The sequence below is a fragment of the Micromonospora sp. NBC_01638 genome (genome assembly GCF_045209745.1).
In the GTDB taxonomy this organism is placed as follows: domain Bacteria; phylum Actinomycetota; class Actinomycetes; order Mycobacteriales; family Micromonosporaceae; genus Micromonospora.
This window is the reverse complement of the sequence record NZ_CP109273.1, coordinates 2,752,958-2,778,165: the sequence shown is the minus strand read 5'-3', so window position 1 is coordinate 2,778,165 and position 25,208 is coordinate 2,752,958. Positions and strand designations below refer to the sequence as shown.

Below are 25,208 nucleotides of genomic sequence, written 5' to 3'. Positions count from 1 at the left end.
TCAGTCACGACATGCGGAGTGTCGCTTCCCCCACCCCGAGACAGATGCGCGTACGGTGGTCCGAGACGCCTGGGTGGCCGACTCGTGGCGTGCGGCCAGCGAAGCGGGACGGAGGCAACGTTATGCGCCCAGTACGCTTCGTCGCCCTCTCCGAGGACGGCCATGCCCTTGTTCTCGCTGACGAGGTCGGGCGGCTGCTCGCCCTGCCGATCGACGATCGGATCTCGGGGGCGCTGCACGCCGAGCCCGGCGCACCGCCGCTCCCGGCGGCACCGACCGCCGCTGACCCGATCCCGTCGCTGTCCCCTCGGGACATCCAGGCCCGCATCCGCTCCGGTGAGTCCGCCGAGGACGTCGCCCGGATCGCCGGGGTGCCGGTCGACCGGGTGCTGCGCTACGCCGGCCCGGTGCTGCAGGAGCGGGCGATGCTCGCCCAGCACGCCCGCCGGACCCGGCTCAAGGGTGCGGAGAAGCCCACCCCGCTGGCCGAGGTGGTCAACGGTCGGCTGAGCCAGCACGGCATCGACACCGAGAAGATCTCCTGGGACGCCTACCGGCGCGACGACGGCACCTGGCGGATCATCGCCACCTGGCCGTCCGGCAAGGCCACCGCGCAGGCCATCTGGGATCTCGACAAGACCCGGCAGTCGGTCGCCCCGCACGACGACATGGCGCAGTACCTGTGCGCCGAGCGGCCCGTGCCGATCCTCGGCCAGGAGCCGGCGCCGGAGCGGGGCGGGCATGCCCTGCCCGGTCCGTCGCGTGGCGAGCCGAGCCGTGGTGGGCACGGGTTGCCGGCGGCGTCCGAGCACCCGCGCCCGGGCCGGGATCCGATCCGGGCCGGACGGGACGCGCTGCTCGCTTCACTGGACCGCCCGCTCGGCGCCTCGTCGGGTCGTGGCCTTGAGCCGCGTACCCCGGCTGCTCTTGCCGGTTCGGACGCGCCCCGGCAGCGGCCGGTCGGTGGGGGTGCCGCCGCGCTGCTCGGCGGCGGCCAGGGGTCGGCCTTCGACGACGACTCGGACGCACCCAAGGAGGTGCCGGCCGTGCCGTCGCTGGCGGTGCTGCGGCCCCGCCGCACGGGCGCTGCGGCGGCTGCTGGCGGCGAGTCCACCGATGCCAACGGCAAGCCGCGCAAGCGACTGCCGAGCTGGGACGACGTGCTCTTCGGCAGCGGACCGGCCGCGCGCGAGTCCTCCTGACGCTTCGCGGCGTCGGGGCAACCTGTCACTGCCCGACGCCTGTCACTGCCCCACGATCGACTCGGCTTCCTTGAGGTCGCGGTGTCCGCGCCTCAGCAATACCCCGCCTTCGGGGAAGCCGGGTCGATCAGGGCGGCCTCAACGAGCCGCAAACGTCTGGTCGCTCAGCGGTGCCGTTGCCGGTGCCCGGCACGGGCCGCCGGCAGGGACAGGCCGGCCGCGTGCAGCACACCCTCCACCCGGACCCGCTCGATCTCCTGGTCGACGCCCTCCAGCTCGGCGAGGTGCTCGGTGATGCCGAGAGCGCGGCAGGCCAACCGGAGCCGGTCGTCATACACCTGGAGCAGCTCGCCGTGCCAGACCATCGACCGGCCGGTGCTGCCGAGCCGCTGACCGCCGAGGCGGCGCAGGTCGGCGGCGAGCTGTTCCAGGGGCCGACGGTCGACACGGTCGAAATCACTGAGGTCGATGTCTCGGGTGAGCGCGTCGGCCTCGATGGCCCGGTCGAGTCGGGCGATCGTGCGTTCCTCCCGCCGGCGCTCACGCCACTCGGACCAGCCGCACACCACCCGGTCGAGGATTTCGTCGTAGCAGAAGAGCAGGGCGACCGCCGCCGGCAGACTGGCCACGGCGAGGAACGCCAGGGCCAGCATCAGCGCACGTCCGACTCCCACGTATCGACGCTAAGCCCCACCGTGCCACCCCGCCAGCGATTTGGCCGCATCCGCACAATCCACCCCGAGCGGACGCGGCCCGGTTCGCCTTCGGTGAACCCTCAGCAGTCGGTGGAGGTGACGTAGAAGCGGGGCATCGGCAGCACCCGGAAACGCAGCCGGGCACCGGAGTGGCGCAGCTGCCAGGTGAGCGCGATCAGCGCGGCGGCCAGCGAGACCAGACCACCCATCCAGATGCTGGCGCCGGCACCGTAGCGCTCCGCGATCCAGCCGATCAGCGGCGCCCCGACCGGGTTGGTACCCAGGAACACCAGCACCCACAGGGCCATCACCCGACCCCGGAAGGCCGCGTCGACGCCCATCTGGATCCGCTGGTTGGCGGCCTGGGCGAAGAAGACCATGCAGAAGCCGGTCGGCACCAGCAACGCCACGACCAGCCAGTACGCCGACGCGAAGCCGACCAGGGTGCCGAAGCTGGCGCAGGCGATCGCGGCACCGAGCACCAGCCAGACCGACGGACGACTACGCCGGCCGGTGCCACTGAGCGCGCCGCCCAGCGCGCCGACCGCCAGCGCGGTGCTGAACAGACCGAAGGAGGCAGCGCCCGTGTGGAAGACCGTCTTGGCCAGCGCGGCCAGGGTGAGCTGGAAGTTGAACAGCGACATGCCGACCACCGACATCATCGCCATCGGCATCAGCAGATCCGGCCGGCGCCACACGTACCGCAGCCCGTCGACGACCCGGGCGGACGCCCGCTCATCGCGTGGCAGCAGGGCGTCACGGTGCAGTTCGGTCGTTCGCATCCGGACCACGTTGACCAGGGGCGCGATGGAGCTGAGCGCGGTGAAGAGGAAGACCGGCCCGACGTCGAAGGCGGCGATGGCCAGCCCGGCGACGGCCGGACCGACGATCCGGGCGGAGTTGAAGACGGCCGCGTTCAGCGACAGCGCGTTGGGCAGCAGTGACGTACCGACGAGTTCGGAGACGAACGACTGGCGGACCGGGGTTTCCACGGCGTTGGCCGTGCCGAGCAACGCAGCGAAGGCGAAAACGTGCCAGAGCTGCACCATGTCGGTGAGGACCAGCAGGGCCATGCCGAGCGCCAGCACCGTCCAGAAGGCGTTCGCGGCGAAGAGCAGCACCCGCTTGTCGTACCGGTCGGCGAGCCGGCCGGAGAGCAGGGTGAGCAGCAGCACGGGGGTGAACTGGCAGGCGGTGACCACGCCGAGGGCGGTGGCCGAGTTGTCGGAGAGCTCAAGGACGAGCCAGTCCTGGGCGATGAACATCATCCAGACGCCGATCAACTTGATCAGCTGCCCGGAGGCGAAGAGGCGGTAGTTGCGGACCTGTAGCGACTGGAACATCGTGCTCAACTTGGCCTGCACTCTTGGTGCGCCTCCTCCGGACGTACGCGTCATCGACAGGTGACGGCACGAACCCGGTGGCGCCGGTGTGGCTCAGGCGCGGGCGAGCTTTTGAAGAATCTCGGCGGCCCTGTGCAGGGTCTCCCGTTCGTCCTCGTTGAGCTCGACCAGCCGGCGGGCCAGCCATTCGTCGCGGACCCGCTCGAACTGCTCGATCACGGTCCGCCCCCCTTCGGTCGCCGCGAGGATGACCTGCCGGCCGTCGGTCGGATGGGGTGTCCGCTGCACAAGGCCACGGTCCTCCAACTTCGCGACGATCCTGGTCATCGTCGGTGGCTGCACCCGCTCGACATCGGCCAACTCCCGGGGCGTCAACGCGCCCGCCAGCCGCAGGCTGGTGAGCGCGGAGAGCTGGGTGACCGTGAGGTCGCCGACCGGTCGGGTCTGGCGGACCCGCCGGTTGAGTCGGGTGATCGCATCACGCAGCTGGGGAGCCAGCTGCGCCGGTGGCACGCGTTCCGCCGTCACCGTCCGCTCCGTCACAGTAGTTAGCCTAACTAATGAGCATGGCTAACGACATCCGTTATGACCAGGCTCACGAGAGGGTTCATGATGTTACGGGCGGGGAATCCTGCTCGACTCCCCGCCCGGACGCGTCAGAGCATCAGAGACTCGATGGGCCCCCGCAGGAAGTACAGCACGAACAACGCGGCCACCCCGTACAGCAGCGGGTGGACCTCCCGGGCCTTACCCCGGGCCAGCTTGACCACCACGAAGGTGATCAGACCAGCGCCGATTCCGTTGGAGATCGAGTAGGTGAACGGCATCAGCACGATGGTGAGGAACGCCGGAATGGCGATCTCGTAGTCGGACCAGTCGATCGTCCGCACCGCGGTCATCATCAGGAAACCGACCACCACCAGGGCCGTCGACGCCGCCTCGAACGGCACGACCACCACCAGCGGCGCCAGGAACATCGCCAGCAGGAAGAGCACGCCGGTGACCAGGTTGGCCACGCCGGTCCGGGCACCCTCCGCGACACCGGCGGCGCTCTCGACGAACGACGTGTTGCTGGAGGTGCTGGCCACGCCGCCGGCCGCGGCGGCGATCGAGTCGACCAGCAGGATCTCCTTGGCCCTCGGTGGGGTGCCCTTATCGTCGAGCAGGCCACCCTCCTGACCGACCGCGACCATCGTGCCCATGGTGTCGAAGAAGTCCGTAATGAGCAGGGTGAAGATGAACATCAACACGACCAGCCAGCCGGCCCGGCCCCACGAGTCGAGCACGTTGAACTTGCCGAGCAGCGACAGGTCCGGCACGTCCACCACCGTCTTCGGCAGCTCCGGCACGTTCAGCGACCAGCCCTTCGGGTTGTGCTTGCCGTTGACGAAGGACGGGCCGATGTTGCCGACCGCCTCCACGATCACCGCCAGCACGGTCGAGGCGAAGATGCCGATCAGGATCGCGCCCCGCACCCGCCGGACCACCAGCACCAGGGTGAGCAGCAGACCCACCACGAAGACCAGCATCGGCCAGCTCACCAGCTTGCCGCCGATGCCCAGGCCCACCGGGACGGTGGTGTTGGCGGCGTCCGGGATACGCCGGACGAAACCGGCGTCCACCAGACCGATGATGGTCAGGAAGAGGCCGATGCCCACCCCGATCGCGGTCTTCATCTGGGTGGGCACCGAGCGGAACACCGCGGTCCGCAGACCGGTCAGCACCAGCACCGCGATGATCACACCTTCGATCACCACCAGGCCCATCGCGTCGGCCCAGGTCATCTCCGGAGCGATCTCGTACGCCACCAGCGCGTTGACGCCCAGGCCGGCGGCGAGCGCCAACGGGAACCGGCCGACCACACCCATCAGGATGGTCATCAGGCCGGCAACCAACGCGGTCCCCGCAGCCAAGGCGTGAAGCGGGAGGCTCTTGCCGTCACCATCGACGGCGCCGCCCAGGATCAGCGGGTTGAGCACCACGATGTACGCCATCGTGAAGAAGGTCGCCAGGCCACCGCGTACCTCACGGCTCATCGTCGAGCCGCGGGCGGAGATTTCAAAGAACCGGTCGAAACCGTTACGCGGGTGAGCGGGGTCGGGTACTGTGCCGTTCTCGGGCGGCGCTACTGCCATCAGGTCCTCGCAGGTGATCTTCCGGTTTGTCGCGCGCATCGTCCCAGATCAGCGGCGAGTAGGGGAAATAGGTCGCGTACGCTTGCCGAGTGTCGAACGAGCAGCCCCCACGGCCCGCGCCACTGGACCCACCGATGGTGCCAATCGCCGTCGCCGGGTTGATCGGCTGGGCGGTGGCCGGGCTGATCCTGCTGATCTTCTTCCGGGGCTGGCTGACCGACCACGGTCACCAGAACTGGCTCTGGACCTGCCTGGCCGGATTCCTGTGGGGCTTCCCCGGTCTCGCCGTGATGATGCGGCACGACGCCAACCGACGCCGCCGCCGCGCGAGCTGACCCTGCCAGCGCCGGTCCACCCGGCGCGGACGAGTCAGGAGTGCCCGTACGGCTCCGCCGGCTCGGCGGTTTCCACCGAACCCGGGGCGCGACTGACCGACATTGACTCTACCGCGCTGTCGTCGTACACCGTGGGCAGCTCGTCCACCGCGGTCTCGGCCGCCTCGATCAACGTCTCGGAGTGGGCGCCGCAACCGTGGTCGGCGCTCACCACCCGGCCGTCATCGGGGGCGTAGAAGTTGCCGCACGCCCCGAAGGCCTGCCGCATCGCACCGGCCAGCGGCAGGTAGAAGCCGCAGGTGCCGCAACGGGCGGCGGCCGGAGCGGCGACCGAGATGGGCGCGGCGGGGCCGTGGTCGCCGTCGTACCAGCGCTGCGCCGCCTCGATGCGGCCTTCCCGGGAGAGCACCCGCGCTCGCCCGAGGCCCAGCTCCCACGCCGTCTCCTCGACCGCTGGGTCGTCGGAGAGCAGGTAGCCGGGGACCAGCCGGTCGTCATCCGGCGAGCTCGGCAGCAGATCGCCCGGGCCCAGGTCGCCCGGCTTGAGCCGCTCCTGCCAGGGCAGCCAGCCGGGCGCGAGCAGCGCGTCCGGGCCGGGCAGCAGCACCGTCTCGCAGATGGTCACCGTCTTGCTGCGCGACACCCGGGTGACGGTGACCGCCCACCGCCAGCCGCGATAGCCGGCCAGCCGGCACTCGAAGTAGTGGGTGACCAGACGATCACCCTCGGCCACGACCTGCAGGTGGTCGCCGACATCGTCGGCGTCCACCTCGGTGATGCCAGCGCGGGCCACCTCGACGGCAGCGGCGCAGACCTGGTCGAGACGGGCGGCACGGGTGGAGACAGGCCTGGTCACCCAACCATTGTTCCCTATGCGCCTCGCAGGGGTGACAGGGACTCCCGGGGAACCTTTCCCCGCGGTGGTGCGGCGTACCTGGATCGAATGGGCAAGGATGGTGCACATGCCGTCGTACTCCCCCTCCGGGCGATCGGTCCTCGGGCGCACCGTCGGCACCGGTATCCGCGCCATTCGTCTGCTGCTGCGTGGTTCGGTGGGCAGCGGCCGCTGGGTGACCCGCCGGGCCGGTCGGGCCCGGGCCCGGGGTGCGGGCGGCGAGACCGGCATGGTTCGCCTGTTCGACCTGCACGCGGTCTCCTGTGCCGGGGACACGCTGATCGCCATCGGCCTGGCCGGGACGATCTTCTTCAACGTGCCGCTGGGCGAGGCCCGCAGCAAGGTCGCGCTGTACCTGCTGGTGACCATGGTGCCGTTCGCGATGCTCGCCCCCGTGGTCGGGCCGCTGCTGGACCACTTCCGACACGGCCGACGGTACGCGCTGGCGGCCACGATGCTCGGCCGCGCGTTCCTGGCCTGGTTGATCTCCGACTACATCCACGGCTTCGGGCTCTATCCGGCCGCGTTCGGGGTGCTCGCGCTCTCCCGGGCGTACGGCGTGGCCCGGTCCGCGGCCGTGCCCCGGTTGTTGCCGGAAGGGCTCGGCCTCTCCCAGGTGGGTGCCCGGGCCAGCATCTACGGCACGGTCGCGGGCGCGCTGGTCGCGCCGATCGGGTTGGCCGCGTTCTGGTTCGGCCCGCAGTGGCCACTGCGCGTCGCGTCCGTGATCTTCCTGGTCGGCATGGTGATCGCGCTGCGCCTGCCGCCGAAGGCCGACTCGGAGCCACCGGAGCGGGTCCCCCGACCACTGCGCGCGCTGGGCCGACGCCGGGGCGACCGGCCGCTGGGCCGGGGCCGCCCGGCCGGCCGGCTGGTGATCGCCACCCTGATCGGCGCCGCGACGCTCCGCGCGATGTACGGCTTCCTGCTGCTCTTCCTCGCCTTCGCGATCAAGAAGGGCGACCTGACCACCGTCGTGTTCGGCCGGGATCTGGGCGCCAAGTGGGCGCTGGGAGTGGTCGGGGGCGCGCTCGCGGTCGGCAGTTTCCTGGCCACCGCCATCGGCACCCGGCTGCGCATCCACCGGCCGACCGCCATCCAGTCCAGCAGCATGATCATCGTGGCTGGGGTGGCGGTGCTCGCCGTCATCCAGTTCTCACTGGTGATGGTCGCTCTGCTCTGCCTGGTCGCCGCGCTGGTCAGCGGAATAGCGAAGCTGGCCGTGGACGCCTCGATCCAGGAGCGCATCCCGGAACGGCTGCGAGCCAGTTCCTTCGCCCACTCCGAGACAGTGCTGATGCTCGCGTTCGTCGTCGGCGGCGGGCTCGGGCTGGTCCCGTTCAACGGGCGGACCGGCATCGCGGTCGCCGCCGGAGTCGGCGTACTGGCCGCGATCCGGGGTGTGCTGGTCGCCGCCCGACTGCGCGGCGAGAAGCTGGCCGGCCGGCCGCTCGGCGACGACGAACTGACCGAGGACGAGCCGGCCGACGAACCCGGGGACGTCGCACCCACCTCGCCGGCACCGGCCCAGTCCAGCTCTCCGCAGTACGACAGCCCCGGCCTGACCCCGCCGGGCTACCACATCTACCGCCCGTCCTCGGCGGTCGGCCGCCCGGGTGGCGGAGCCGACGACGAGACCTCCCGCGAGTCCCCCGGCTCACTCTCGTGACCGGTCTGCTGGTGGTGACGGCGGTGCCAGCCGAGGCGGACGCGGTCCGCGCCGGGCTGACCGACCCCACCGTGACCGTCACCCCGGTCGGCGTGGGCCCGGCCGTCGCCGGCGCCGCCACCGCACGGCTGTTGGCGCTGGCCGAGGCCGCCGGGCGCCCGTACCGGGCGGTGGTCAGCGTCGGCGTGGCCGGCGGCTTCAGCGGGCGGGCCGAGGTCGGCGACACCGTGCTCGGCACCGCCAGCATCGCCGCCGACCTGGGCGCCGAGTCACCGGAGGGTTTCATCCCCGTCGACGAGCTGGGCATGCCGCCCGCGCTGCTCGGTGGCGGCAGCGTGGTGCCGGCCGACCCGGACCTGCTGGCGGCACTGTGCGCCGCCCTGCCGGCGGCCACGACCGGCCCGGTGCTCACGGTCAGCACGGTCACCGGCACCGCCGCCAGCACGGAGGAGCTGCGCCGCAGGCATCCGGAGGCGGTCGCCGAGGCCATGGAGGGGTACGGGGTGGCGGTCGCCGCCGCGCAGGCCGGGGTGCCCTTCGCTGAGCTGCGCACCATCTCCAACCCGATCGGCCCCCGCGACCGAAACGCCTGGCGGCTGCGCGAAGCCCTCACCGCCCTGACCACGGCGGCCCCAGCGCTGCGCTGACTACGGCTCAGCCGTAGCGCCGTCGCGGGGGACTCAGCCGTAGCGCGGCGGGCCGGCGGGCCTCGATCTCGAAGCCGCACGCGAGCAGCAACTCGATCCCGAAGCCTTCGGCGATCGCGGCCGCGCTGTCGATCCCCGCCGCACGCATCTCGGTGATCAGCGCGGTCACCAACCGACGCCCGAGCCCCAGCCGTCGGTACCGGGCAGCAACGAGCACCCCGTCGAGCACCATCTCCCGCTCCGGCATGCCCGGGTACCACTCCCCGTATTCCAGGAGCGGGCTCCGCTCATGCGCCCGCAACTCACCGACCAGCTCACCGTCCGGCAGCTCGGCGACGAACCGCCAGCAGGTGTCCGGCAGGTCGCCTCCGCTGAACCGCCGCACCCGGGCCGTCCGGCGAACCTCCGCACACCAACGCCGGTTGTCCCGGTACCGCCGATTCACCTCGTACGCCGCCGGTGGCAACGGAAGCGGATACCGCTCGGGTGGCAACCGGTACCACTCCGCCCACCACGCACCTGGCCAGTCCCGAGGCTCATGGACCTCCCAGACGTCCAGGTGAGCCGGGTATCGGCGCCCCGCCTCGTCCCGCATGTCGTCGTGCGGGACGGGAGTCGGCTCGGTGGTGGCGGGGGCCGCTGATGGCATACCGATGGCCACGTCCCCGCCCGCCGCCCGGACGAGGCGCTCCACGGTCCGGAAACGGGGATCGACCGCTCGCCCCGACTCGATCCGCGCAAGCGTCGGCTGCGGCACCCCGGATCTCTCGGCCAGCTGCCGCTGACTCAGATCGGCCCGGCGGCGCAGAGCTCGAAGTACCCGGCCAAGATCGGCTCCGTCGGTCTCGTCGGTCTCGTCGGTCTCGTCGGTCTCGTCGGTCTCGTCGGTCACAGGCCGATGTTCCCGGGCCGTCAGCGAGCTATCAACACCCTCACCGGAGCTGTGGATAACGCTGTGGACAACCTCTCGGGCCGGTGGACGACCGCTCCGCAGTCCCTTTGGAGCTGAATCGTTTGCGGCATCATCACGCCGACCCACCACTCCCGAGCCGTTCCCCGAGCCACCAGCCCCGAACCACCAGTCCCGAACCCTCACGTCCCGAACCCTCACCGCCCAAACCCTCACCGCCCAAACCCTCACCGCCCAAACCCTCACCGCCCGAACCACCAGTTCCGAACCCTCACGGCCCGAAACCTCCTCACGGCCCGGACCCGCACGGCCCGAACGCACAGCTCGGCTTGGTGCGATTCGTTTACGACATCAGCTCCAAAGGGAGTTCGAGGTAGGTGCCCGACCCCGCCAGCGCAAACCCCCCACGACGGCGAGGGTCGTCTGCCGCAGTTCGTGCTGCCGCACCGCCGTCGCGGATCACAGTGGGCGGGGTGGGCACGAGCCGCGTGCCGGAGGCGGGGCTAACGTGAGGGGCGTGGCGCTCTCCCTGGCGATCTCGCCCTGCCCCAACGACACGTTCGTTTTCCACGCCCTGGTGCACGGGCGGGTGCCCGGCGCGCCACCGGTCGAGGTGACGTATGCCGACGTGGACGTGACCAACACGGCGGCCGAGCGGGGCGCGTTCGACCTGGTGAAGGTGAGCTTCGCGGCGCTGCCCTGGCTGCTCGGCGACTACCACCTGCTGCCCTGCGGTGGCGCGCTCGGTCGCGGCTGTGGCCCGCTGGTGCTCACCCGGGGCGACCGCGACGGCGGGCCGGAGCGCACCGACCTGACCGGCGCCACGGTGGCGGTGCCGGGCGACCGGACCACCGCGTACCTGCTGTTCCGGCTCTGGTCGGCCGGGCGGCCGCCGGCCCGGATCGAGGTCGTCCCGTTCCACGAGATCATGCCGGGCGTCGCCGCTGGCCGCTATGACGCTGGGCTGGTCATCCACGAGGCCCGGTTCACCTACCACCGGCACGGCCTGAGCGCCCTGGTCGACCTGGGCGAGTGGTGGGAGGCCGACACCGGCCTACCCATCCCCCTCGGCGCGATCCTGGCCCGACGCGGCGCGGTGGACCCGGAGGCCGCGGCCGGCTGGGTCCGCGAGTCGGTCCGGCAGGCCTGGGCGGACCCGGCGGCCAGTCGGGAGTACGTGCTGGCGCACGCCCAGGAGATGGAACTCGACGTGGTGGACCGACACATCGGCCTCTACGTCAACGAGTTCACCGCAGACCTGGGCGAGGCCGGTTTCGCCGCGGTGGCGGCACTGCTCGACCGGGCCGCCACCGCCGGGCTGGTGCCTCAGACCTCCAGCTCGTTCGCAACCGCGTGGACCAGCTGAGCGATCTTCTGCGCGGCCTTCTTGTCCGGGTACCGACCCCGGCGCAGGTCCGGCTGCACCTTCGCCTCCAGCACCTTGATCATGTCTTCGACCAGGCCGTGCAGTTCCTCGGCCGGCCTGCGGCGCAGCTCCGCCATCGACGGCGGCGCGTCCAGCAGCTTGACCCCCATGGCCTGCGAGCCCCGGCGGCTGTCCACCACGCTGAAGTCGACCCGCTGGCCACCCTTGAGGTCGGTGACGCCCGCCGGGAGCGCCCCCTTGGGTAGGAACACGTCGCCGCCCTCGTCACTGGTGACGAAGCCGTATCCCTTGGCCGTGTCGTACCACTTCACTCGACCCGTAGGCACCTGAAAACCCCTGCTTCACTTGAGCCGCTACTGCTCCAAGGCTAGCTGGATCATCCGGTCGAGCGCCGCTGGGAATTCGGTGAGCTCGTCCAGCACCACTTCCGCCCCGGCCGCGCGCAGCTCATCGGCGGAGCACGGGCCGGTCGCGACGCCGATGCCAGGCACCCCGGCGGCCCCCGCAGCCACCATGTCCGCCACGTGGTCACCGACGTAGTGGGTCGCGTCGTGCTCGCGCAGGGCGGTCGCCTTCTGCTCGGCGAAAAGGTCACCGGCCAGCTCGTCGACCGTGAGGCCGAGGTGGTCCAGGTGCAGCCGGGCCAGCCGGCCGATCTTGGAAGTGACGACCAGCACACGGCCGCCCCGCGCGCGGATCGCGTCGATGGCCTCCCGCGCACCGGGCAGCGGGACCGTCGGGGTGATCGCGTACGCCGGGTACAGCTCGCGGTACACGCGCACAGCCGACTCGATCTGCTCGGCCGGGAACCAGTGCGCGATCTCGGTACGCAGCGGCGGCCCGAGCCGGGACACCGCCAGCTCGGCGTTCACCGGGACGCCGGTCCGCGCGGTCAGCGCCCGATAGGTCGCGGCGATGCCGGGGCGGGAGTCCACCAGGGTCATGTCGAGATCGAATCCGACGGTCAGTGCGGGCATGTCGAGAAACGTACCGGTGACCCCCGGTCGGCCGGACGTCCGAGGGGCGCAAGAGCCCGGTGCCGGGCTAGCGTGGAAAGACGATGACCACCTCACTCGCCGACCACCTGCGGTCGCTGCCCGACGAGTCCCTGGCTGCGCTCCTCCAGCTGCGGCCCGACCTCGTCGTGCCCGTGCCGGCCGACGTCTCCGCCCTGGCCATCCGGGCCCAGTCCCGGGTCTCGGTGGCCCGTGCGCTGGACGGACTGGACCAGTTCACCCTCCAGATCCTCGACGCCGCCCGCCTGACCCGGAACCCGGACGACGGCACCACGACCACCGACTCCGTGCTCGCCATGGCGACCGCCGGGCCGCGCCCGCCGGCGCCGACGGCCATCCGGGCCGCCGTGGGCCGCCTGCGCGCGCTCTTTCTGCTGTACGGCCCGGAGCACGCACTGCAGGTGGTGCCCGCCGTCGACGAAGTCGCCCCGTACCCCGCCGGGCTCGGCCGACCGGCCGCGGAGCTGGACCCGCGCACGGCCGCACTCTGCGCGGACCCGGCGAAGCTACGGCGGACGCTGCTCGCCGCCCCGCCCTCGGCCCGGGCGATCCTGGACCGGTTGGCGGACGGCCCGCCGGTGGGCAGCGTGCCCCCGGGCGCGTTGCAGGCGCCGCCGCTCGGCGCGGAGGACCCGGTGCTCTCCGACCCGACCAACGGCGGTGCCCCGACCGGCTCCCCGGTGCGTTGGCTCGTCGACAACCGGCTGCTGGTCCCCGTGACGAACGGTTCGTCGACGGCCAGCGGCACGGTGGAGCTGCCCCGCGAGGTCGGTCTGCTGCTGCGCCGCGACAGCGGCCCGCTCGGGCCACTGCGCACCAGCCCACCGCCGGTGGCCGCCTCGCCGCGTGAGCCGAAGGCGGTCGACTCGGCCGGAGCCGGGCAGACCATGGAGGTGGTCCGGCACACCGAAGGGCTGCTGGAGCAACTCGCTGACGAGCCCGCGCCGGTGCTGCGCTCGGGCGGCATCGGGGTCCGTGACCTGCGCCGGTTGGCACGTACCGCCGGGCTGGACGAGCCGACCGCCGCGCTGCTGCTGGAGGTCGCGTACGCGGCAGGGCTCGCCGGTGAGCTGGAGCTGCCCGGCACGACCACGAGCCGGTACGGGGTGGATCAGCAGGTGCTGCCGACCGGCGGGTACGAGGTGTGGCGGGCCGCCTCGCTGGCCCAGCGGTGGGAGCAGCTCGCCCGCGCCTGGCTGACCATGACCCGGCAGGTGGGGCTGGTCGGCCGCCGTGACGACCGGGACCGGCCGATCACCGCGCTCTCCGCCGAGGCCGAGCGGGCCAGCGTGCCGGCCACCCGGCGGGCGGTGCTCGGCGTACTCGCCGACCTGGAGCTGGCGACCGCGCCCACCGCCGAGGAAGTGCAGGATCTGCTGGACTGGCGGGCGCCGCGACGCAGTCGGGGCCGGGACGCCGCCCACCGGGAGGTGCTGGCCGAGGCCGCACAGCTGGGCGTCACCGGCCTGGGGGCGCTCACCTCGTACGGTCGGCTGCTCCTGGGTGACCTGACGTCGACCGACGAGCGGGGCGGCGGCGACCCGCTGGGTGTGCACGCGGACGTCGAGAGCGGTGACCCGTCCAGTGCCGCCCGGACGTTGGACGCACTGCTGCCCGCCCCGGTCGACCACTTCCTGGTGCAGGCCGACCTGACCGTGGTGGTGCCCGGCCCGCCCGAGCCGGCGCTCGCCGCCGAGTTGGAGTCGATGACCGACCTCGAGTCGGCCGGCGGGGCCAGCGTGCACCGGGTCAGCACGGCGAGCGTGCGCCGAGCACTGGATTCCGGCTACACGGCCGACGACCTGCACGACGTGTTCCGGCGACGATCGCGTACCCCGGTGCCGCAGGGGCTCACCTACCTGGTGGACGACGTGGCCCGTAAGCACGGCGGGCTGCGGGTCGGTCTGGCCGGGGCGTACCTGCGCAGCGACGACGAGACGCTGATCAGCGAGGTGCTGGCCGACCGGCGGTTGGAGTCGTTGGCACTGCGCCGGCTCGCACCGACGGTGCTGTGCACGCCGTACCAGGTCGGCCGGTTGCTGGGTGCGCTGCGTGACGCCGGGTACGCCCCGGTGCAGGAGGACGGCACCGGCAGCACCGTGCTGGCCCGGCCACGGATCCGGCGGGCCCCGGCCCGGGTGTCGGTGACCACTCGGACACTCGATCCGCTGGCTGCCCCGAAGCTGCCCATGCCACGGCTGCTCGGGGTGGTGGAGCACATCCGGCGGGGTGATGCGGCGGCGCGGGCGGCCCGCCGGGCACCGGCGGTGGTACGCGGCGGTGCGGCGGGGCTGGGCGGCGGCCCGGTGCTGGCACACACGCACAGCGAGGCCCTCGCTGTGCTGCAGCAGGCGGTCCGGGACAAGGCGCTGGTCTGGGTCGGTTACGTCGACGCGCACGGGGCGACCGCGTCCCGAATGGTCAAACCGGTCTCGATCGGTGCCGGCTACCTACGTGCCGAGGACGAACGGACCGAGATGCTGCACACGTTCGCGCTGCACCGGATCACCGCGGCGGTGCTGGCGGACTGACCGGCTCGCGCGGGCCTGACCGGCATCGCCGCAGGGTGGTGCCGGTCAGCGGCGGCTGCGGCGTACGGTGCCGACCACCGAGATGATCAGAAGCAGTGCGAAGCCGGCACCGGCCGACTCCCCGACCGAGTCGATGAAGCCCTGCTGGAGCACCAGCCAGCCGAAGAGGAACCACCCGATGAGGAGCGTCGCCGCGACGGCGTAGGCAATCACGGTCGCGCGGGACACCTCGTCGGATGGTGCGTACTCATGTTCTGCGATCACGTCACGGTCGACCGTCATACCCAGCCTCCCCGCCCGTCCGGTCCTGGACTCCCAAGGGTGACACTCGTAAGACCGGTCGGACAGGGGGTTATACCCGCGATTCGCCCAGTGTCGGTCAGGTGCCGGGACGGCGGCCGATCAGCACCACCCGGGTGCCGACCTTGCCCAGCTCCCACATTCGGACGGCGTCGGCGTGCAGCAGGTTGACGCAGCCGTGCGAGCCGATCGACTTGTCGTGCAGGTAGGTGGTTGTCTCGTGGAAGCCCATTCCCTGGGTGAAGTGCTGCCAGTACGGCAGCCACACCTCGTACGGGTCGGACCACTCCTTGGGGTTGCGGTAGTTGACGGTGAACGTGCCGGCCGGGGTGCGGTAGCCGGACATGCCGGTGCGGGTCACCGTCGGCGCCATGATCACCTTGCCGCCGCGGATCGCCCAGACGGTCTGCCGGGTCAGGTCGATGCAGAACGTGGTGCCTGTGCCGGCCTTGCAGCGGGCCGGGTCGGTGGTGGCGAGGCGCTGGGCCACGTCGAGGGTGGTCGGCCCGGCGCGACCCTCGACGGGGCGAATGCCGTACCTCTTCTGGAACTTCTTGATCGCGGCGCAGTCGGCGGCGGACTGCCGGCCGTCCACGGTCACGGCCCCGAACCCGCCCAACCGGGCCAGGTAGGTCTCCACCTCGCGCTGGTGCTGGCCCTGCGGGCAGCCGGCGACGGTCGGCGTACCAGTGCTGGGGGTCGGCTTCGGCGGTGCGCTGCGGGTCGGCTTCGGCGTCGGTGGCCGGGTCGCCTTCGGTGTCGGGGTGGGCGCGGCCGGCGTGGGCCGGCCGCGCTGGTCCGGGCCGGGCGTGTCGCTCGCCCCCGCTGCCTGTTCCGCCGCACCGGCTGGGGCGGCTCCCCCGCCACCACTCCCACCGGACTGCGGATCGAACGCGCACGCACCAGCGCCGACCAGCACGACCACCACCAGGGCGACCAGCCGGGAAGTGATCCGAACACGCTTCATGTGGCCTCCCCCAGACAGTCGTCCCTTTACTAGACGTTCGCGAGTGCCATCACGGTTGCGCCCGGTGCGCATCTTTCTTCCGACATCCCGCATCGTGCAACACTGGATGGTCGGCCGACGGCGGGTATGCGACCCGTTCCGGCCGGACGGCCAACCGAGGAGAGGACGCTGGCGTGAGCGGTGGACCACTGATCGTGCAGTCGGACAAGACCCTGCTGCTGGAGATCGACCACCCCGACGCCCAGGCCTGTCGAATGGCGATCGCGCCGTTTGCCGAGCTGGAGCGCTCACCCGAGCACGTGCACACCTACCGGCTGACCCCGCTGGGCCTGTGGAACGCCCGGGCGGCGGGGCACGACGCCGAGGGTGTGGTCGACTCGCTGATCAAATACTCCCGTTACCCGGTGCCGCACGCGCTGCTGGTGGACGTGGCCGACACGATGGACCGGTACGGCCGGCTCCAACTCGCCAACGACCCGGCGTACGGGCTGGTGCTGCGCGCTCTGGACCGGCTGGTGCTGATCGAGGTGGCCAAGAGCAAGAAACTCGCCGGGATGCTCGGCGACAAGATCGACGATGACACCATCCGGGTGCACCCGTCCGAGCGTGGCCGGCTCAAGCAGGCGCTGCTCAAGCTGGGCTGGCCGGCGGAGGACCTGGCCGGGTACGTCGACGGTGAGGCGCACCAGATCGACCTGGCCGAGGCCGGTAAGGACGGGCGCAAGCCGTGGACGCTGCGGTCGTACCAGCGGGAAGCTGTCGAGGCGTTCTGGGCCGGTGGGTCGGGTGTGGTGGTGCTGCCCTGCGGCGCGGGTAAGACCCTGGTCGGCGCGGCGGCGATGGCCGAGGCGAAGGCGACCACCCTGATCCTGGTCACCAACACGGTCGCCGGCCGGCAGTGGAAGCGGGAGCTGATCGCCCGCACCTCGCTGACCGAGGAGGAGATCGGGGAATACTCCGGGGAGCGCAAGGAGATCCGCCCGGTCACCATCGCCACGTACCAGGTGCTCACCGCACGGCGCGGCGGCGCGTTCACCCACCTCGACCTGTTCGGGGCCCGCGACTGGGGTCTGGTCGTCTACGACGAGGTGCACCTGCTGCCCGCGCCGATCTTCCGGTTCACCGCGGACCTCCAGGCCCGCCGCCGGCTGGGCCTGACTGCCACTCTGGTACGCGAGGACGGCCGCGAGGGTGACGTGTTCAGCCTGATCGGCCCCAAGCGGTATGACGCGCCGTGGAAGGACATCGAGTCGCAGGGCTGGATCGCCCCGGCCGAGTGCACCGAGGTCAGGGTGACCCTGACCGACGCGGAACGCATGTCGTACGCGACGGCGGAGGCCGAGGAGCGCTACCGGATGGCGGCGACCGCCCGCACCAAACTGCCGGTGGTCAAGGCGCTGGTCGACCGGCACCCAAACGACCAGGTGCTGGTGATCGGCGCGTACATCGACCAACTGCACCAGCTCGGCGAATACCTCGACGCGCCGATCATCCAGGGCTCGACCACCAACAAGGAACGCGAGCGGCTCTTCGACGCGTTCCGCACCGGAGAGATCCGCACGCTGGTCATCTCCAAGGTCGGGAACTTCTCCATCGACCTGCCCGAGGCTGCGGTGGCAATCCAGGTGTCCGGCACATTCGGGTCACGCCAGGAAGAGGCCCAGCGGTTGGGACGGGTGCTGCGCCCGAAGGCCGACGGCCGACAGGCACACTTCTACACGGTCGTCTCCCGCGACACGATCGACACGGAGTACGCGGCGCACCGGCAGCGCTTCCTCGCCGAGCAGGGCTACGCGTACACCATCGTGGACGCCGACGACGTCCTCGGCCCGTCGCTGCCGTCCTTCGACTGACGCCGACGTCCTTGATCCACTCCAGGTCCCCGATGTGGCGGTGTCCGGGTTGCTCGGACACCGCCACATCGCCGATACGGAGTCGATCAGCGCGAGTTTCGCGGCGACCGGGCCGGGGCGGCAACTGCCCTCGTGCTCGCTTTGGACCTGATGTCGTCAACGACTCAGCCGTCGGCGCTTCCTCGACTCGGCAGCGAGTTGACCTGATTAACAGGATCAGCAAGGCGGCGGCCGACGGGGGCGTGAGCTTCGAGAAGGCCCGCGAGGGTGGCAGCCACACGATCTACCGGTACGACTCGCAGAACGTCGTCATACCTCGTCACAAGGAGATCAACGAACTGACGGCGCGGGGAATCCTCCGCAGCCTGGGCTTGAGGTAAGGGGGCGCTCGTCGATGACGTACACCGCGAAGTGCGTACGCTCGGGCGACTGGTGGGCCATCACCGTGCCAGAGATTAAGGGCGTGTTCTCCCAGGCACGTCGCCTCGACCAGGTCGAGGCGATGGCACGCGAAGCCATCGCCCTCATGCTCGACGTCGACCCGCACAGCTTCGACATCGAGGTGCAGCCGGAGCTGCCGCAAGAGGTGTCCCGTGCCCGCGAGGCGCGCAGCGCCCTGCGCAAGGCCGAACAGTCCGCCGAAGAGGCGACCGTCACCGCCGCACAGGCACTCCTGGCGAAGGGCTACACGGTTCGCGACGCCGGTGCACTCCTTGGCATCTCCCCACAGCGCGTGTCGCAGCTGGCGCCAAAGAAGGCAACCGGCGGCAGCTCCAGCAAGACGAGCAAAGGTGCGGGGGCCGGGTTCCAGCAGGAGCAGGAGAGCGCCGCCGCTTGACAGAGTCGCTCGGCCCGAAGCGGTACGACGCGCCGTGGAAGGACATCGAGTCGCAGGGCTGGATCGCCCCGGCCGAGTGCACCGAGGTCCGGGTGACGCTGACCGATGCCGAGCGGATGTCGTACGCGACGGCGGAGGCTGAGGAGCGCTACCGGATGGCGGCGACCGCCCGCACGAAGCTGCCGGTAGTCAAGGCGCTCGTCGACCGGCACCCGAACGACCAGGTGCTGGTGATCGGCGCCTACATCGACCAGCTACACCAGCTCGGCGAAGACCTCGAAGCGCCGATCATCCAGGGCTCGACCACCAACAAGGAGCGCGAGCGGCTGTTCGACGCGTTCCGCACCGGTTCGCTGCGGACGCTCGTCATTTCGAAGGTCGGCAACTTCTCCATCGACCTGCCCGAAGCGGCGGTGGCGATCCAGGTGTCCGGGACGTTCGGGTCACGCCAGGAGAAGGCGCAGCGGTTGGGGCGGGTGCTCCGACCCAAGGCCGACGGCCGACAGGCGCACTTCTACACGGTGGTCTCCCGCGACACGATCGACGCCGACGACGTCCTCGGCCCGAAGCTCCCGACTGTCGACTAGATACATTTCCCCAACGGAATTAGGCCCGAACGCTCTTGCTACGAAGCCAGCCAACTAGCTCGACTGCTTGCGCCCGCAAGACATTGTCTAGCAAGAGCACCTCAACCGCCGTCCGCACCGCAGCCTGCAAACCGCCGCTTTCCCTTCCGAACTCGACAATCCAATCATGGAGGTCGTAGCCATCGAGGCGCTCCAGAATTAGGCGGAGACGCGGGGCGCCCCCCGGACTAGAGGGCTCCCAATCAGCGAAATTGCCCGATCGCCAAGCCAGTAACGCACCTCGTAATACAACTTCCGGCGCAGTATCGCCAACAAGATACGCAATCCTCTCAGAACCCTCGAGCGCTCCACGCTGGTCGCCGTCATATATACCGAGAACCGATACCTGGTCACCGGCTCCGTCCGATACTTCCTGCAATACTCGCTTTATGCCGGATTCGCCGTTGGCAACAAATCGCACCTCTACGTGACGGGCAACTTCAGCGTCAAGAACGGCGAGTAGCTCAAGAAGGAACGCCGCCGCTATTCGATCTTCCACAAGAGCGATGACCGACACAGTGGACGAAAGTCCAAGATGGTAGGCAATTTCGGAAGTTGCAAGGTCCGAATCAATGCGCGGTGTCGGAAGGGACGATATTAGCGAGACGTTTCTAGAAGGAAGTCGCTGGAAGAATCCAGGCGAGTGCGTCGAGACGACCATGCATAGGTCACGCTCAACAACCGACGCAACGATCACGTCAGCTAAGTGGGATTGCGAGAACGCTGCGAGGTGGTTTTCCGGCTCCTCTAGAAGAACAACGGCGCCAGCAGGAAGTGACCACAGCTTCCAGATCAGGTATGCGGCCGACAGCTCACCCCTGCCCATATTCAAAATGGAATACCGCTGCGCCATGGACGTCACCTCGAAGAAGGGCCGAGGCGCGTCGTCCGAACTAAGTTCTGTAATCTCGTATGCCAATACTTCACTGTATTGCCTGCGTAGGACGTAGGAAAGACTTTCCACCTGAGTCTTTCCAAAGGGCGAAGGGTCGACGCCCTCCAAGAGATCATGAGGCTGCGCATCGAGACGGACTTGGCGAAGCAGTTCTTCGGTTTCAGCGGCTGGATCTATGTAGAAGACGCCCAGTGACTGTTCGACGGTTGCAGCAGGAACTCGGAAGTCACACGAGACCTGTGACTCAGCCCCGTCCTTCAAAAGCGTCACTTCCATTGAATCCAACCAAGGCGGACTTCCTGGAACGGACTGACCACCATTGGCAGCTTTTCCCGATAGGCAGCGATGCAGGGCGCCTAGTAACGTCGACTTTCCCGCACCGTTTCCTCCAGACAGGATAGTTAATCCTGGCGAGAACGGCAGCCTCTGTGTCTCGCCCCTACTTGTTAGGAGACTCGCGCCAATCAACTGAGTGGAATACTTCCGTTTATTTAGCGTAACCAGGCGCGCCTGGCGTTCCGCAAATCTCACAACCATCCCGGCGCCCCCCAGTTCATGCGGGAAGCGAGTCCGACAAGCGCACGCTCGGGATCTGAAACCTCATTAAGATCCGTCCAGGCGTCCTCCAACTGCCCTACTAAGAATCCAAGAAATGGATGGTCTTTGCGGATCGCGTAGAACACCATCCAGGCACAACAATCTCGAAGGATGACGGAGGATACATCCGCAACGCGAGCGGTCGCGCGATCATGGAAAATCGCCAGTGGCACGTCGTTCGGCATACTAGAAGATGCTTCTCGGGTTGCGCGCCACCGCTCGACGACCAGGATCGTTTGCACGAGGGGCTCTTGCAGCTCGTCAAGCAAACCTTCCCCTGCCAGCTTTGAAGCTATGCACAGCCAGGTATGAATCGTCGCCTTATTTGGCCTTATCTTGTTTTGCCCCTCTAGCACGGATATCTTGAGGAAGAAGGCAAGAGCCTGCTTGGCCCTTTCGATGACGGCCTGGTCGAAGGCCCGCCTTTCACGATAACGAGCCGCAACTCTCGCAGAAGTAATCTTCTCAGTAAAGCCCCGCTGCTCCAAGGTCACGAGGAATCTGGAAAGAAGGTCATCGTAAGCCATTCTGGCATTCGAAAATCCGAGCCGCTGCTGCGTCATTCCTTGAGATTCAGCCCACGCCACCAAGTCTTTAACTTGATTCCGGGCCGGGCCGATGAAGGCATTTCTCTTTTCAGCTTCGGTCAAGGCCACCGGCTGATTCAGCCTGAAAAACAACTCGTGGGGCTCGTCGGGCGTGAAGTCGCGCAGCTCGAATACTCGAATAGCGAAGGCCTCGAATTCGTCTTGAACTCCCTGTGGAAGCTGACCAAAACGCAGACCGTCGAGGTTCTGGATGAAATCAAGAGAGGGTTCGACAGTGCCGTCTACAGGGAAGTCGCCGCGCATAAAGTCGCGAATGGCAGTCAGGCGTTGCTGACCATCAAGGACGTCGAACTTACCGTCGCCCTTAGCGACAAGATGGATCGGAGGCACGTGCCACTGCCGCAAAATAGTGTCGATCAGCCTCTGCTTTTTAGGAGTTGACCAAACCTCACCGCGCTGGAAATTCGGCTGAAGATCGATAACAGCTCGGCTGATGCGGCGATAGATCGTTGCGATGTCTGGATCACTGGTTTGAAATCGCAAGAGCATACTCCAATTGGGGATCCAAGCGGTCAGCCATGAACATCAACCAGCAGTGCCTAGAGCCGAGCCTCCCGCACGCCAAGCCGGAGCTTCTTCTCCTAGCCCGCCAACGAGCCAGGCTGCGGGTTCTACGCTCAAGGACCAAGGCTTCGCGGGCGGGGTCAGCTGCACTTCAGAGCTTCCTCGACTCGGCGACGAAGACGCCGCGACCTGGGCGGCCAACCAGCACACCCTGCTCCCGCAACCTGGCCACCGCCCGACTGATCGTGGACTGCGAGACGTCGTACTCGTCTGCCAGCACCCGCCCAGAGGGGAGCTGGGAGCCGGGTGGATAGGTCCCGTTCTTGATCTTGGTCAAGAGATCATCGAGCAGTTCGTCCATCGTGGGCGGAATAGGCACGTCAGGCCCCTTGCAGTCGGTTGGCCCGCCCAGTATTGATCAACCCCGTCGGCACAGGCAACGCACGTAGCACGAATGACATAGGTGGGTAGATGACTCGGAGACATGCTTGACATAGGTGACTCGGTGGCAATAGCGTCGCTCTCGGTGATGCGGTGCTGCTGCGGTCGGTTGGCGCCTCTCGTACCGGTCTCGCATCGCCGCCGAGACCCAACCCTCCGCGCTCCCCCGGCGCGGCCCTGCTGTCGTACCGCCGATCAAGGCTGCGGTGGCAGGGCGGGACGGTCTCCGCCGCCCGCAACCGGCAGAGGCCGCCCCTTCCACCTTGACGCGACCCGACGAAGGGCGGTCACCGCGTGCGCAAGCTGATCCGCCGGCTGGTGAGCCGGCACAAGGAAGCACAGCCACCGAGGGAAATACCCCGCAACCTGCGCCCGTGGCAGATCCGCGAGCGGTGCTTCAACGTGCGCCGGCGCGGCCTCGACCCCGTCGAGATCCGCGCGTTCCTGTACCGCGTGGCCGACGAGCTCACCGTCGCGCAGACCGCCCTGGTCGCCGTGCAGGAGGAGAACGTACGGATCAAGAACGCACTGCGCGCCTGGCAGAGCGCCCAGTCGGCGAACCACCGCTACCGATGACCGACCGTTGGGTGATCCACCTGCCGGTCACCGCACCCGACCTGCTCCGGGCCCGGATCTTCGCCCGGGCCGCCGCCCGGGTGCTGGCCCGGCTCAGCGCACACGTCGAGCCGGGCGGGGTGACCGTCTCGGCCGAGGACCAGCAGGGCGTACGACATTGGGTTTTCTGCGACCGGCCTCTGGCCCACGGGCGCGGGCGGTGTGCGCTGTCGGTGGATCACACCTCAGCGTGCGAGCCGCGCCCGCCGTGGCCCCGGCGGCGCTGAATCGTTTACGTCATCAGGTCCATAGTCACTCACGTAGAGACAGCCACGCGGACGTGCACGCGCCCCGCAAGGCGGGGCGGAGCGGGGTTCAGCGGCTCAGGACGGTCTCCCGCTGCATGTGGGACAGCTTCTCTGGATTACGGACGGCGTAGAGCCCGGTGATGCGCCCGTCGTCGATGCGGACGGCCACGACGGTGTCCAGCTCACCGTCGAGGTGGACGATCAGCGCCGGGTGGCCGTTGACCTGCGCCGGCTGCCACGACGTGTGTCCCGGGACCTTGCCCCACCCGCCGGCCAGCAGGCGGGCCACCTTGTCGGCGCCGAGGATGGGCCGCGGGACGGCCTGTTTGACGCCGCCGCCGTCGCCGAGGAGGACGACGTCCGGCGCGAGGATGTCGAGCAGGCTCTGGAGGTCGCCGGTTTCGACGGCCCGCTGGAACGCGTCGAGCGCGCTCCGGGTCTCGGCCGCGGACACGACCTGACGGGGCCGGCGCGCGGCGACGTGTGCGCGGGCACGGTGGGTGATCTGGCGGACGGCGGCGGGGCTCTTGTCGACGGCTTCGGCGATCTCGTCGTACCCCAGGTCGAACACCTCGCGCAGCACGAACACCGCGCGTTCGGTCGGCGCGAGGGTTTCCAGCACCAGCAACATGGCCATCGAGACGCTGTCGGCCAGCGCGATGTCCTCGGCCACGTCGGGGGCAGTGAGCAGCGGCTCGGGCAGCCAGGAGCCAACGTAGGACTCCTTGCGGCGACCGAGGGTGCGCAGCCGGGTGAGCGCCTGGCGGGTGGTGATGCGGACCAGGTAGGCGCGCTGGTCGTGGACCACGCCCAGGTCGACGCCCGCCCACCGCAGCCAGGTTTCCTGGAGTACGTCCTCCGCGTCGGCGGCCGAGCCGAGCATTTCGTACGCGACGGTGAAGAGCAGGTTGCGGTGGGCGAGGAACGCCTCGGTGGCCCGGTCCGGGCGGTCGTCGGCGGCGGTCTGCGGCGTGCCCACCATGGGTGACTCCTGTTCGCTCTCGACTGCGTCGCCCATCAGATGCCGGACCCGGCGGTTCTGTGACACCTGCGGCCTGTGGCGGTCGTCACCCCCACCGGCCGTCACAGACCGGGGAGGGCCGGCATCTCATGGTCGTCCGATTGAAGAAGCGAGTGGAGGACGGAACCATGGACGCCCGATTCAACCTGTTCGACAACGAGATCGCCATGAAGTTCTTCAAGCGATTCGCGAACGCCGGCCTGGTGGTGCAGCAGTCGCCGCTGCCGAAGTCCACGCAGGAGCTGGTGTCGCTGCGGGCCAGCCAGATCAACGGCTGCGGCTGGTGCATCGACATGCACACCAAGGAGGCCGTGACGGCCGGTGAGAGCGCGGTCCGGCTCAACCTGGTGGCCGCCTGGCGCGAGTCCACCGTCTTCACCGAGGCCGAGCAGGCCGCGCTGGCGCTCGCCGAGGAGGGCACCCGGCTCGCCGACGCCCACCAGGGCGTGTCCGACGAGACCTGGGCTCAGGTGCGCAAGCACTACGACGACGACCAGGTCGCGGCGCTGATCGCCCTGGTCGCCCTGATCAACGCGGCCAACCGGCTCGCCGTGATCGTGCACCAGCGGGGCGGTTCGTACCAGCCGGGCATGTTCGCCGCCGCGTTCGACTGAACCAGAACCAGGCCCAGCCCTGGATCACCCGATCCAGGAGTGGACGGGCCGCTGAGCGCGGCCCGTCCACCCGGCAGTGCTTTGAATCGGGTCCAGACCGGGTGCGGTGCAGGTGTCCGCGCCCACCGGGCAGTTGAACTGCGGCGCCGCCTCCCGCGGGGTGTCCGCGACGAAGTCACCGGAAGCCGAGCACCCGTGCGCGAAGGTGTGCTCCAGCATCACCCAGTGCCCGACCTCGTGCGTCAGCGTGTCGCCCAGGGAGTACTTGCCCGCCGTCCCGCCCGGCATCGACTCATCCAGCTCCGCGCGATCGACC

26 protein-coding genes and 3 pseudogenes are annotated in these 25,208 nt (G+C 69.5%); 13 read left to right on the top strand and 16 right to left on the bottom strand.

What is annotated here, in order from left to right; translation table 11 throughout:
* The first annotated feature begins 122 nt into the window (after positions 1-122).
* Entirely contained in the window at positions 123-1,202 is a 1,080-nt protein-coding gene (sepH, locus tag OG811_RS13185) for a septation protein SepH (RefSeq protein ID WP_406074501.1), read from the top strand.
* Between the two features lie 164 nt (positions 1,203-1,366).
* Here the strand turns inward: sepH and OG811_RS13180 are convergent, their stop codons facing one another.
* From OG811_RS13180 to OG811_RS13165, 4 genes are all read right to left on the bottom strand, one after another.
* Entirely contained in the window at positions 1,367-1,876 is a 510-nt protein-coding gene (locus OG811_RS13180; protein ID WP_406074499.1) for a hypothetical protein, read from the bottom strand.
* A gap of 101 nt (positions 1,877-1,977) precedes the next feature.
* Positions 1,978-3,261 (bottom strand): MFS transporter, encoded by a 1,284-nt coding sequence (locus tag OG811_RS13175; RefSeq protein WP_406074497.1) that lies wholly within the window; start codon positions 3,259-3,261, stop codon positions 1,978-1,980.
* 72 nt (positions 3,262-3,333) lie between these two features.
* Positions 3,334-3,783, bottom strand: a complete 450-nt coding sequence (locus tag OG811_RS13170; RefSeq protein WP_406074496.1) for a MarR family winged helix-turn-helix transcriptional regulator — start codon at positions 3,781-3,783, stop codon at positions 3,334-3,336.
* Positions 3,784-3,896: 113 nt separating this feature from the next.
* Positions 3,897-5,375 carry an NCS2 family permease gene (locus OG811_RS13165; RefSeq protein WP_406075706.1) on the bottom strand — a complete coding sequence of 493 codons (1,479 nt, stop codon included), beginning with the start codon at positions 5,373-5,375 and terminating at the stop codon, positions 3,897-3,899.
* A gap of 89 nt (positions 5,376-5,464) precedes the next feature.
* Between OG811_RS13165 and OG811_RS13160 the strand changes: the two genes are divergently transcribed.
* Positions 5,465-5,710, top strand: a complete 246-nt coding sequence (locus OG811_RS13160; RefSeq protein ID WP_406074495.1) for a DUF2530 domain-containing protein — start codon at positions 5,465-5,467, stop codon at positions 5,708-5,710.
* Between the two features lie 34 nt (positions 5,711-5,744).
* On the opposite strand, the gene OG811_RS13155 is transcribed toward OG811_RS13160, so the two are convergent.
* A complete protein-coding gene (locus OG811_RS13155) occupies positions 5,745-6,674 on the bottom strand; it encodes a DUF3027 domain-containing protein (RefSeq protein WP_406074494.1) in 930 nt (309 codons plus the stop codon).
* Between OG811_RS13155 and OG811_RS13150 the strand changes: the two genes are divergently transcribed.
* Positions 6,673-8,274 (top strand): MFS transporter, encoded by a 1,602-nt coding sequence (locus tag OG811_RS13150; RefSeq protein WP_406074492.1) that lies wholly within the window; start codon positions 6,673-6,675, stop codon positions 8,272-8,274. The two genes, OG811_RS13155 and OG811_RS13150, sit on opposite strands and share 2 nt — an antisense overlap.
* The gene (locus OG811_RS13145; protein ID WP_406074491.1) at positions 8,271-8,921 is read left to right on the top strand and encodes a futalosine hydrolase; all 651 of its coding nucleotides are present in this window, start codon (positions 8,271-8,273) and stop codon (positions 8,919-8,921) included. The genes OG811_RS13150 and OG811_RS13145 overlap by 4 nt, the downstream gene beginning before the upstream one ends.
* A gap of 7 nt (positions 8,922-8,928) precedes the next feature.
* Here the strand turns inward: OG811_RS13145 and OG811_RS13140 are convergent, their stop codons facing one another.
* Positions 8,929-9,813 carry a helix-turn-helix domain-containing protein gene (locus OG811_RS13140; RefSeq protein ID WP_406074489.1) on the bottom strand — a complete coding sequence of 295 codons (885 nt, stop codon included), beginning with the start codon at positions 9,811-9,813 and terminating at the stop codon, positions 8,929-8,931.
* A 535-nt stretch (positions 9,814-10,348) separates the two neighbouring features.
* On the opposite strand from OG811_RS13140, the gene OG811_RS13135 reads away from it, so the two are divergent.
* Positions 10,349-11,197, top strand: coding sequence for a 1,4-dihydroxy-6-naphthoate synthase (locus OG811_RS13135; RefSeq protein WP_406074487.1), 849 nt, complete (start codon positions 10,349-10,351; stop codon positions 11,195-11,197).
* On the opposite strand, the gene OG811_RS13130 is transcribed toward OG811_RS13135, so the two are convergent.
* Positions 11,158-11,544 (bottom strand): cold-shock protein, encoded by a 387-nt coding sequence (locus OG811_RS13130; protein ID WP_406074485.1) that lies wholly within the window; start codon positions 11,542-11,544, stop codon positions 11,158-11,160. The two genes, OG811_RS13135 and OG811_RS13130, sit on opposite strands and share 40 nt — an antisense overlap.
* 27 nt (positions 11,545-11,571) lie before the next feature.
* Positions 11,572-12,195, bottom strand: a complete 624-nt coding sequence (locus OG811_RS13125; protein ID WP_406074483.1) for an HAD family hydrolase — start codon at positions 12,193-12,195, stop codon at positions 11,572-11,574.
* An 83-nt stretch (positions 12,196-12,278) separates the two neighbouring features.
* On the opposite strand from OG811_RS13125, the gene OG811_RS13120 reads away from it, so the two are divergent.
* Positions 12,279-14,765: a helicase-associated domain-containing protein gene (locus OG811_RS13120; protein WP_406074482.1), complete on the top strand. Its 2,487-nt coding sequence runs from the start codon at positions 12,279-12,281 to the stop codon at positions 14,763-14,765.
* Between the two features lie 45 nt (positions 14,766-14,810).
* Here OG811_RS13120 and OG811_RS13115 read toward each other — a convergent pair whose 3' ends face one another.
* Both OG811_RS13115 and OG811_RS13110 read right to left on the bottom strand, forming a co-directional pair.
* Positions 14,811-15,047: a hypothetical protein gene (locus tag OG811_RS13115; protein WP_406074481.1), complete on the bottom strand. Its 237-nt coding sequence runs from the start codon at positions 15,045-15,047 to the stop codon at positions 14,811-14,813.
* A gap of 97 nt (positions 15,048-15,144) precedes the next feature.
* Positions 15,145-16,032, bottom strand: coding sequence for a L,D-transpeptidase family protein (locus OG811_RS13110; protein ID WP_406074479.1), 888 nt, complete (start codon positions 16,030-16,032; stop codon positions 15,145-15,147).
* A 173-nt stretch (positions 16,033-16,205) separates the two neighbouring features.
* Between OG811_RS13110 and OG811_RS13105 the strand changes: the two genes are divergently transcribed.
* The 4 genes and pseudogenes from OG811_RS13105 to OG811_RS13090 all read left to right on the top strand — a co-directional run.
* Positions 16,206-17,885: a DNA repair helicase XPB gene (locus tag OG811_RS13105; RefSeq protein WP_406074477.1), complete on the top strand. Its 1,680-nt coding sequence runs from the start codon at positions 16,206-16,208 to the stop codon at positions 17,883-17,885.
* Between the two features lie 32 nt (positions 17,886-17,917).
* Positions 17,918-18,265: a type II toxin-antitoxin system HicA family toxin gene (locus tag OG811_RS13100; protein WP_406075705.1), complete on the top strand. Its 348-nt coding sequence runs from the start codon at positions 17,918-17,920 to the stop codon at positions 18,263-18,265.
* Positions 18,266-18,279: 14 nt separating this feature from the next.
* On the top strand, positions 18,280-18,723 hold the full coding sequence (locus OG811_RS13095) for a type II toxin-antitoxin system HicB family antitoxin (protein WP_406074476.1): 444 nt from the start codon (positions 18,280-18,282) through the stop codon (positions 18,721-18,723).
* A gap of 8 nt (positions 18,724-18,731) precedes the next feature.
* Positions 18,732-19,310: pseudogene (locus OG811_RS13090) on the top strand (helicase-related protein); the annotation flags it as partial.
* Between the two features lie 19 nt (positions 19,311-19,329).
* Here the strand turns inward: OG811_RS13090 and OG811_RS13085 are convergent.
* The 4 genes and pseudogenes from OG811_RS13085 to OG811_RS13070 form a co-directional block, all read right to left on the bottom strand.
* Complete coding sequence (locus OG811_RS13085; protein ID WP_406075703.1) at positions 19,330-20,520, bottom strand: AAA family ATPase; 1,191 nt, start codon at positions 20,518-20,520, stop codon at positions 19,330-19,332.
* Positions 20,521-20,568: 48 nt separating this feature from the next.
* Positions 20,569-20,781: pseudogene (locus OG811_RS13080) on the bottom strand (ATP-binding protein); the annotation flags it as partial.
* Positions 20,772-21,938, bottom strand: a complete 1,167-nt coding sequence (locus OG811_RS13075) for a DUF262 domain-containing protein (protein WP_406074474.1) — start codon at positions 21,936-21,938, stop codon at positions 20,772-20,774. The gene OG811_RS13075 and the pseudogene OG811_RS13080, both read right to left, overlap by 10 nt.
* 166 nt (positions 21,939-22,104) lie before the next feature.
* Positions 22,105-22,314 (bottom strand): GntR family transcriptional regulator, encoded by a 210-nt coding sequence (locus OG811_RS13070; protein WP_406075701.1) that lies wholly within the window; start codon positions 22,312-22,314, stop codon positions 22,105-22,107.
* A gap of 383 nt (positions 22,315-22,697) precedes the next feature.
* Between OG811_RS13070 and OG811_RS13065 the strand changes: the two genes are divergently transcribed.
* Both OG811_RS13065 and OG811_RS13060 read left to right on the top strand, forming a co-directional pair.
* The gene (locus OG811_RS13065) at positions 22,698-22,970 is read left to right on the top strand and encodes a DivIVA domain-containing protein (protein ID WP_406075700.1); all 273 of its coding nucleotides are present in this window, start codon (positions 22,698-22,700) and stop codon (positions 22,968-22,970) included.
* Positions 22,967-23,236: a hypothetical protein gene (locus OG811_RS13060; protein WP_406074472.1), complete on the top strand. Its 270-nt coding sequence runs from the start codon at positions 22,967-22,969 to the stop codon at positions 23,234-23,236. Before OG811_RS13065 ends, OG811_RS13060 begins: the two co-directional genes overlap by 4 nt.
* An 88-nt stretch (positions 23,237-23,324) precedes the next feature.
* Here OG811_RS13060 and OG811_RS13055 read toward each other — a convergent pair whose 3' ends face one another.
* Positions 23,325-24,239: an RNA polymerase sigma-70 factor gene (locus tag OG811_RS13055; protein ID WP_406075699.1), complete on the bottom strand. Its 915-nt coding sequence runs from the start codon at positions 24,237-24,239 to the stop codon at positions 23,325-23,327.
* A gap of 167 nt (positions 24,240-24,406) precedes the next feature.
* On the opposite strand from OG811_RS13055, the gene OG811_RS13050 reads away from it, so the two are divergent.
* The gene (locus OG811_RS13050; protein ID WP_406074470.1) at positions 24,407-24,892 is read left to right on the top strand and encodes a carboxymuconolactone decarboxylase family protein; all 486 of its coding nucleotides are present in this window, start codon (positions 24,407-24,409) and stop codon (positions 24,890-24,892) included.
* Between the two features lie 24 nt (positions 24,893-24,916).
* On the opposite strand, the pseudogene OG811_RS13045 reads toward OG811_RS13050, so the two are convergent.
* Positions 24,917-25,192 (bottom strand): annotated as a pseudogene (locus OG811_RS13045) (M43 family zinc metalloprotease); the annotation flags it as partial.
* Positions 25,193-25,208 lie beyond the last annotated feature (16 nt).

Excerpts from the sequence above, each read along its gene's own strand:
- sepH (WP_406074501.1), top strand. The coding sequence starts at position 123 with ATGCGCCCAGTACGCTTCGTCGCCCTCTCCGAGGACGGCCATGCCCTT.
- OG811_RS13165 (WP_406075706.1), bottom strand. The coding sequence starts at position 5,375 with ATGGCAGTAGCGCCGCCCGAGAACGGCACAGTACCCGACCCCGCTCAC.
- OG811_RS13150 (WP_406074492.1), top strand. The coding sequence starts at position 6,673 with ATGCCGTCGTACTCCCCCTCCGGGCGATCGGTCCTCGGGCGCACCGTC.
- OG811_RS13155 (WP_406074494.1), bottom strand. The coding sequence starts at position 6,674 with ATGTGCACCATCCTTGCCCATTCGATCCAGGTACGCCGCACCACCGCG.
- OG811_RS13125 (WP_406074483.1), bottom strand. The coding sequence starts at position 12,195 with ATGCCCGCACTGACCGTCGGATTCGATCTCGACATGACCCTGGTGGAC.
- OG811_RS13120 (WP_406074482.1), top strand. The coding sequence starts at position 12,279 with ATGACCACCTCACTCGCCGACCACCTGCGGTCGCTGCCCGACGAGTCC.
- OG811_RS13115 (WP_406074481.1), bottom strand. The coding sequence starts at position 15,047 with ATGACGGTCGACCGTGACGTGATCGCAGAACATGAGTACGCACCATCC.
- OG811_RS13110 (WP_406074479.1), bottom strand. The coding sequence starts at position 16,032 with ATGAAGCGTGTTCGGATCACTTCCCGGCTGGTCGCCCTGGTGGTGGTC.
- OG811_RS13100 (WP_406075705.1), top strand. The coding sequence starts at position 17,918 with ATGTGGCGGTGTCCGGGTTGCTCGGACACCGCCACATCGCCGATACGG.
- OG811_RS13095 (WP_406074476.1), top strand. The coding sequence starts at position 18,280 with ATGACGTACACCGCGAAGTGCGTACGCTCGGGCGACTGGTGGGCCATC.
- OG811_RS13085 (WP_406075703.1), bottom strand. The coding sequence starts at position 20,520 with ATGGAAGTGACGCTTTTGAAGGACGGGGCTGAGTCACAGGTCTCGTGT.
- OG811_RS13075 (WP_406074474.1), bottom strand. The coding sequence starts at position 21,938 with ATGCTCTTGCGATTTCAAACCAGTGATCCAGACATCGCAACGATCTAT.
- OG811_RS13070 (WP_406075701.1), bottom strand. The coding sequence starts at position 22,314 with ATGGACGAACTGCTCGATGATCTCTTGACCAAGATCAAGAACGGGACC.
- OG811_RS13060 (WP_406074472.1), top strand. The coding sequence starts at position 22,967 with ATGACCGACCGTTGGGTGATCCACCTGCCGGTCACCGCACCCGACCTG.
- OG811_RS13055 (WP_406075699.1), bottom strand. The coding sequence starts at position 24,239 with ATGGTGGGCACGCCGCAGACCGCCGCCGACGACCGCCCGGACCGGGCC.
- OG811_RS13050 (WP_406074470.1), top strand. The coding sequence starts at position 24,407 with ATGGACGCCCGATTCAACCTGTTCGACAACGAGATCGCCATGAAGTTC.